This is a genomic window from Microvirga sp. P5_D2 (assembly GCF_054049475.1).
The window spans coordinates 1-590 of record NZ_JBFUMH010000417.1 but is presented as its reverse complement, the minus strand read 5'-3'; the positions used below and the strand labels follow the sequence as shown (position 1 = coordinate 590).

1 protein-coding gene is annotated in these 590 nt (G+C 60.8%); it reads right to left on the bottom strand.

The annotated features are described in order from the left end of the window. Positions 1 to 207: 207 nt before the first annotated feature. Positions 208 to 459: a hypothetical protein gene (locus ACXJKO_RS32050; protein ID WP_457095020.1), complete on the bottom strand. Its 252-nt coding sequence runs from the start codon at positions 457 to 459 to the stop codon at positions 208 to 210. Positions 460 to 590 lie beyond the last annotated feature (131 nt).

Genomic DNA, 590 nt, shown 5'->3' with positions numbered 1-590 from the left:
ATCCATTCTTCGGCATCCTGCTCTCGCCGATCATCGCCGCGGCGGCGATGGCGCTGTCGTCGGTCAGCGTGATCGGCAATGCCATCCGCCTGCGGACGGTCAAACTCTGATGATCCGGGCAGGCCCTTACGGCCTGCCCCTCATCAAGCCTGTCGGTCAACGCCTGATCAGGCGATTGTAGACCAGCACGAACAGAATTGTCGCGAGTCAAGCCCCCGTTGCGCTGCCGATCACTCCTTCAGCAAACGTGCGAGCGACGTGATCTGGCTGGGTCGCGAACAGGCTGACCCAGCCATGGGCAAGCCCCAACGAAAGCATGGCCAAGGCGGCCAGGTAGCAGAGAACAAACAATCCCACGAGAGTCGTGGTCAGGGCCCATCCTGTCGCCGCAAGATTCATCGGCGAAGCCCGGTGCGCGTCAACCGCGGGAAGGGTGTCGTGAAGAGTTGAAGCCGACATGGTCGCCTCCTCAGAGGCTGGTGAGCAATTTTATTGCTCGGGGCAAGCCGTTGATTCAGAATAGGTTCTACGCTGGGCCGCTGAAGCGGATGCGGGCTGTTTGATGATCCAGGAGCCCCACCATGGATGTC